This window comes from Geminicoccus flavidas, assembly GCF_009806515.1.
Lineage (GTDB): Bacteria > Pseudomonadota > Alphaproteobacteria > Geminicoccales > Geminicoccaceae > Geminicoccus > Geminicoccus flavidus.
Map to the genome: position 1 here is coordinate 1 of NZ_WUJP01000041.1, position 6,184 is coordinate 6,184.

The window sequence follows — 6,184 nt, forward strand, 5'->3', positions numbered from 1 at the left end:
CCGCGCGCACGCCCTGACCGACGAACGGCTCGCCGGTGGCGAACACCCGGTCCAGCAGCTCGAAATAGCCCTGGCTGCCGACCTCCGGCAGCACCTCACGCACCGTCCTGCCGACCACCGGGCGGTTGACCAGACGAAGATAGGCAGCATTGGCCAGTTCGAACACATGGTCCGGGCCCCGGAGCAGCGCCATGAAGCTGGGCGCCTGCTCGAACATCTCGCGCAGGTTGCTGCGCTCGGCGTCCAGAGCCTGATTGGCAATCTGGACCGCCTCCGCACGCCGCAGCACCCCTTCGGTGATGTGGATCGACGCGGCGGCATCGCCGGTACGCAGCCGATGAAGCTCGGTGACATCCACCGTGTGCTGCAGCACGAACGCCACCTCGCCCCGCTCGTCGAACATTGGGGTATGGGTGGCGCTCCAGTAGCGGTCCTCGAACGTGCCGTCCGGCCGGGCGATCGCGTAGTAGATCAGCGAAAGATGGTCGACGGTCTTCTCGGCCACGACCCGGGCGAGCGACGCCCGCAGCGCCCGGCCGCTCGGCGCGTCCGGATCGCTCGGAAATGCGTCGAAGAGGTTGCGGCCGACCAATTGGTCCCGCTCGCGCATGGTGACGCGCAGATAGGCGTCGTTCATGCCGACGATGTCGAAGTTGCGGTCCAGGATGACGTACGGATTGGGCGCGGCGTTGAACAGCCCGGCCAGATCCACGGTGCTCAAGGCAGGTGCACGAAACAGACCGCATCTCCAGCCTGCGGTCCTGCGCAGGCGCTCTCCTGGTGCTAGTCTAGCGAGCCGGTCGGCCGAAGGCGAGCGGCATCCCGGCACCAGCACCCTGCCCCGACGCGCCACCCGAGCGGTTCAGAGCCGAAGCTGGGCCCGGATCGTGGCCTGGTCGATTACGGACCAGACGCTTTCAATCTTCCCCTGCGCGAACCGATAGAAGACCTTCTCCGTGAAGGTGACGCGCCTGCCGTTGACGGGCAGGCCGAACCATTCGCCCCTGGGCGAGCGTCGAACCGGAGCCTGGCCCCCACGACTGGGGATCGACAACGAGAAAGTCGATCTCGAAGCGCAAGTCGGGAATGGCCGCGGCATCGCCTTCGAGCATCCTTCGGTAGCCCTGGAGGCCGATCGTCTCGCCATTGTAGCGGGCCGCGTCGGCGACATGATCGCCCAGGCGCGGCCAGTCCCGCCGGTTGAGGCACTGGATGTAGGCCCGATACGCCTCCAAAAGCTCGTCCTTGGTCATGGCTCGATCTCCGGATCCGGGAACGCCGCGACGCCAGGGGTGCACGCACCCGTGGCCGCCCGGGAACCGGCTCGACCCCTCCAGGCGCTTGCCATGCTAGATGATGCCTTCTTCGCCAGGCTGAACTCGCCTTCGACCCAGCCCGGCATGAAGCCGACGGCCACCCGGTCACCGACCGCGAACCCTTACGCCGCTGCCGATGGCGGACACGACGCCAGCACCATCTGACAGCGGCACCACGTCGGTGAAGCGCTCGGCCCCGACCAGGTCGCGATAGTTCAGGGAGGCGGCCGGAGGTCGACCCGAAGCTCGCCGTGACCGGGAGCGGGATCTCCGGCGTCTTCCAGCACGACCGTCGGATGTTCGTGACCGTGATTCGGTAACGGCGCATGAGGTGCCTTCTTTCGGACGGCAACCCAATGTTACGGCTTCCCCGGTGCGAGTACGCACAAGAGAAGCATGTAGTATCGCGGATGACAGTGTCGTGCACCGGAAGACGGGTCGAGCAGCCTTCACCCGCCCTGCCCCTTGGCCGTGGGTCGAGCCTAACGGCAGATCAGGATCTCCATGAGGGGGTCATCCGCATCGAGGCTTGGCACTACCGCTGTCGGCGTGGCTCCCCGGTTATCAAGCACGTCTGGGTGCAGAAGTGCGGACGGGACAAGACGCTGCCGGATCTGGAGCCGTCGCTGAAGTGCAAGAAGTGCGGTGGGCGGGGCAGTTCAGGCGGCCGCCGGGCCGGCTCGACTGACCCGCGGCGCCCTGCCGGTCTGCCCGAATTTATCGGTGAAGCGGAGCAGGAACCGGCTTGGTTGGCTAGCGTTCTCCGACTTCCAGAGGCGGAGGGCGCATGGAACTTCTAGATCTGACCGGTTATGCTGCGGCTCTCTGTACGACGAGCGCATACGTCCCCCAGGTGCTCCGCGTCTGGCGCACCCGTTCCACCCATGACATTTCGCTCAAGATGTTCATCGTCCTCGTCACTGGCGTCTCGCTGTGGCTGACCTATGGCATCTCGACCGGCGACTGGCCGCTGGTCGCGGCGAACTCCATCACGTTGATCCTCGCCAGCACGATCTTGTACTTCAAGCTTCGCCACGGCTGAGGCCGCCTTGGGCGGAGCTTCTCCGTGGGCCACGATGATGCTCGCAGTCGGCCGGTCTGAGCTGACGGCTGAGGCCGTCGTTCAGGCCCCCTCGATCAGGCGGCAGATGGCTTCCTCAGCCGCACGCTCGGCCCGCCGTTCTCAGGGATGAACTCGACGCCGTTCTCTACGCGGGCACGCTGGATGCCATTCTGATCGACCATGGGATTGGTGCGGATGGTGGAGAGGATGGGACAGGAGCGGGACAACCGCGACCTGTTCCTGGCGGTGAGAGAGCGTCGCTGGCTCGAGAGATCGCAGGGGGATCCTCCAGCCGGCCGGCTCGACGTTACCCTGGCGCTGCCTCGGCCCACCGAATCTTGCGGACCAAGGAAAAATTCCAGGCGGGCGATTGATCTTGCTCTGGTCCCCGCTGCCGGACTCGAACCGGCACGCCTTGCAGCGAGCGATTTTAAGTCGTGCCCAGGACGTGGGATAGCGTTTGCTCTAGTCTACCCACCTTAACTCAACATGCTGAAATCATGAGGCTTCTCATCGATCGAGCTTTACCGTCTCTTCCCGAGTTTTCCCCCGCGTGCTACCTTCAGAACATCAAGGTAGCACCGCGGTAGCACGCACAGCGTCTTCGCCGGAGCGCCCAGCGGAGACTTACTGAATGGCAGGGAAGGCGGTTCAGCCACTCACGAAGCGCCTCTGCGAGAGTGCCCAGCCTGTTGTCGATGTGAATGGCAAGCGGAGCGAGCTCATTCTGTGGGACGCGACCGTAAGAGGCTTCGGCCTGAGAGTATCGGCTGGCGGTGCCCGGTCCTTCATCCTCATCTAGCGGGCTGGTCGCGGACGATCAGCGCCAGACAGGAAGGTCACGATCGGGAAGTACGGCAGCCCTTACACTGTCGAGACAGCCCGCAAAGAGGCAAGGCGCATCCTTGGCCTAGTAGCTAACGGCCAGGATCCGGCTGGCGAGGCCAGCGAGCAGCGACGGGCAAAGGCGGCTGGCAGGGCGCCGAAGGGGAGCGTAGGCGCCGCAATCGAGGAATGGCTTGAGCGAGACCAAGCGGGTAACCGGTCCGCTGCTCAGGTTAGGCGGGTGCTCGATCGAAATGTCATGCCGCTCTGGCGGAACCGGCCGCTATCGGACATCCGCAAGCGCGATGTGATCGCGATCATGGATGCCATGACGGATCGCGGTGTGCCGGTGCAGGCCAATCGCGTTCTAGCGTACCTGAAGCGTTTCTTTCGGTGGGCAGCGGGACGAGATCTCGTCGAGACGAATCCGGCTCAGTTCGTCGAGAAGCCGGCACCAGAGACGCAACGGGAGCGTGTGCTTGATGATGCAGAACTAGTGGAAGTGTGGCGGGCGGCAGAGCGGCTAAGCTGGCCGTTTGGCGGTGGCGTTCAGCTACTGATGCTGACGGCAGCCCGGTTGCGCGAGATCTTCAATGCGACGTGGGACGAGATCGATCTCGATGGCAGTGTCGTGAGACTGTCCGCTGCCCGCTCCAAAAGTGGAGCTGGAAGAGAGATCCCGCTGAACTCCCCTGCCCTGGCAGCCCTCAATGCTATGCCGAGGTTTGCCAACGGCAAGTTCCTCATCACCCTGGACGGCAAGAGGCCATACTCGGGCTTCAGCCACGCCAAGGCCAAGCTCGACGCTCTAATCCAGGAAGCACGAGAGGAGCGTGGAGTGCATGAGCCGATGATGTCCTGGACTCTGCATGACCTGCGTCGGACCGTTGCTACAGGTCAGCAGCGGCAAGGGGCACGATTGGAGGTGATCGAGGCAGTACTCGGTCACGTCTCTGGCTCTCGGGCAGGCATCGTTGGCACCTACCAGCGCCACCGATTCCGGGAAGAGGCACGAGCGGCGTTGAACGCCTGGGGGCGGCACGTAGTGGGGCTTCTGCATAGGCCAGCCCAGAACCACGAGGACGCCGCAGTGATTGTGCGCCCGCTGGCTAACTCGGACGTCGGAACGAGCTTCAGTGAAGGAGGCTGAAACGCAAAGCTATAGCCGCGAGATGTCCATGGCTGACATGGCTCATGCGAAGTCATTGATAGGCAACGCAGATGATGGAAGGCCCGGGCTGACCTATCCTGGGCGCATGCGTGGCGGCAATCCGGAAACTGCAGCTTACGCGAATAAGTATGGCGTGAGCTACTATAAAGCTACAATGGCACAGGTCGCGTGTCGAATGCTTAAGTGGGACTTCCGAACAACACCTCCAGATACAGCCGTAATTAGGATTCATCGGCTACTAGAGCATTTTCGAACCAGATGGATCGAATTTCACACTCAAGGGGATCCTGAGCGAGCGATTCTGATCGGCCGAGCATTTCGAAAGTTTGTCGCGAAACTACTGTTGCGCGGACCCGACTACGTGGCTGTGTCGCTAGTAAGTGCTCGTCTCCTCTTAGAGCACGATGCACAAGATCAACGGCGAGATCCAGGCCGTCCGCCAAATACAAAGAACAGACGGCAAGATTATTCCATAAAGACTGCTGTCCATTATCATCAACTTGCAGTAAACGGTTGGGTGCGCGACGCCAACCCCATTAAAACAATCGCTACTCTTTATAAAGTAACCGATCGTAGCGTCAGATCATGGTGCCTCAACAAGAGGCCGTCTGGGAACATGCAGCAGCATGGCTACATTGGAATGAACCGGCTGCGACCGCATCCACTCGCAGCTCTTGAGCGTTCTGCTGCGGTCTATCGAGAGAAGAGCCGCGGAAAATAACTCCGGCAATTCACTTCAGTCGACATGAGCCTCATCGCCACAGCATACAGTCGTCGGTTACCCACGCTTTCCAGTAATGGAGCGGCCGACGATGGCGAACTCGATCGTTCAGGTGCAACGCACCCCGCCTCAAGTGGTCGACCGAACGGGCGGTCTCTACTCGCGTTACATGCGCCGCGCCACGGCTTCAGAGTACCTGGGAAACATCTGGGGCATCGAGCGCAAACCCACGTCCCTCGCTAAGCTTGCTTGTATCGGCGGTGGCCCGCGCTTCGTGAAAGCTGGGCGGATCCCGCTGTACCGACCGGATTGGCTCGACGATTGGGCTCGCAACTTGATCGGCGAGACGGCCGAGGCTGCCTGATCAGGATGGCGATGGTGGATTTGCGGGGCCGGGATTGCCGTCCCGAACCCCGCGGCGATGGTAGCAGCGAGTATAGCGTCACCGGAACCAAAACGGAACTCAGCACCCTCATCTGGCGCGGTGGCGGCGCTCGCTATGAGCTGGAGCTGCAGCGTCTCGACACGCTGGAACAGTCGTCCGCTCTGGAGATCACCCGGGCCCGGGGTCGCCTGCTGATCGCCGCCAAGCGTGATCTCCTGCATGGCAGCTTCGGTGCCTGGCTCGCGTCGATCGGCCTGACCAAGCAGCGTGCCGCCGAGGCGATGCAGGTCGCGGCCTACCTGGACAACTGGCCGCTCGAAAAGTCCGGCATGCCGGACTTCCGGTCGGTCCGGCAGGTTCTGGCGGCCATTGCCGCAGAGCGTGGCGACAAGCCCAAGCCCCGCCCGGTCGTCATCGACCTGCAGCCGGATCCAAACCCGGAGCAGCCCTTCGATTTGGCTAACCAGCCGAAGGAAGTGCTGGCCCTGATCGCGCTGGCCAAGGCGCACGAGAGCCACTCGCAGGTCGCGGCGAAGCTCTTTGAGGCCGCGAGGCTCCTCAGGGATGCCTTGGCTGTCCAGCAGGGCGATGCTGACGCTCAGAAGCCGGCTGGAGCCGCACAGTACACGGATCTGCCGCGGAAGCGGCGTGAACCGCTGGACTCGGAGCAGCGCGCTCTGCAGCTAGCTCAGCTGCCGGCATG

At 63.1% G+C, this 6,184-nt stretch carries 5 protein-coding genes and 2 pseudogenes; 5 read left to right on the plus strand and 2 right to left on the minus strand.

The annotated features are described in order from the left end of the window. Window positions 1-712 (minus strand): PAS domain-containing protein (locus tag EQG76_RS01040; protein ID WP_235031148.1); only part of this gene is annotated, 712 nt, incomplete at its 3' end. Window positions 713-862: 150 nt separating this feature from the next. Continuing rightward, window positions 863-1,253, minus strand: a pseudogene (locus EQG76_RS01045) (ester cyclase). Window positions 1,254-2,103: 850 nt separating this feature from the next. Between EQG76_RS01045 and EQG76_RS01050 the strand changes: the two are divergent. From EQG76_RS01050 to EQG76_RS01070, 5 genes and pseudogenes are all read left to right on the plus strand, one after another. Further along, a complete protein-coding gene (locus EQG76_RS01050) occupies window positions 2,104-2,358 on the plus strand; it encodes a SemiSWEET transporter (protein ID WP_159709807.1) in 255 nt (84 codons plus the stop codon). 862 nt (window positions 2,359-3,220) lie between these two features. Continuing rightward, window positions 3,221-3,319, plus strand: a pseudogene (locus tag EQG76_RS33215) (integrase arm-type DNA-binding domain-containing protein); the annotation flags it as partial. Window positions 3,320-3,385: 66 nt separating this feature from the next. Then, on the plus strand, window positions 3,386-4,354 hold the full coding sequence (locus tag EQG76_RS01060; protein WP_407925490.1) for a tyrosine-type recombinase/integrase: 969 nt from the start codon (window positions 3,386-3,388) through the stop codon (window positions 4,352-4,354). A gap of 833 nt (window positions 4,355-5,187) precedes the next feature. Continuing rightward, window positions 5,188-5,460 (plus strand): hypothetical protein, encoded by a 273-nt coding sequence (locus EQG76_RS01065; RefSeq protein WP_200840463.1) that lies wholly within the window; start codon window positions 5,188-5,190, stop codon window positions 5,458-5,460. A 5-nt stretch (window positions 5,461-5,465) separates the two neighbouring features. Next, window positions 5,466-6,184, plus strand: a 719-nt coding sequence (locus EQG76_RS01070; protein WP_159709811.1) for a hypothetical protein, incomplete at its 3' end; no start/stop codon positions are given.

Bases quoted from the DNA above. Each gene is read 5' to 3' on its own strand.
- EQG76_RS01050 (WP_159709807.1), top strand. From the start codon at position 2,104: ATGGAACTTCTAGATCTGACCGGTTATGCTGCGGCTCTCTGTACGACG.
- EQG76_RS01065 (WP_200840463.1), top strand. From the start codon at position 5,188: ATGGCGAACTCGATCGTTCAGGTGCAACGCACCCCGCCTCAAGTGGTC.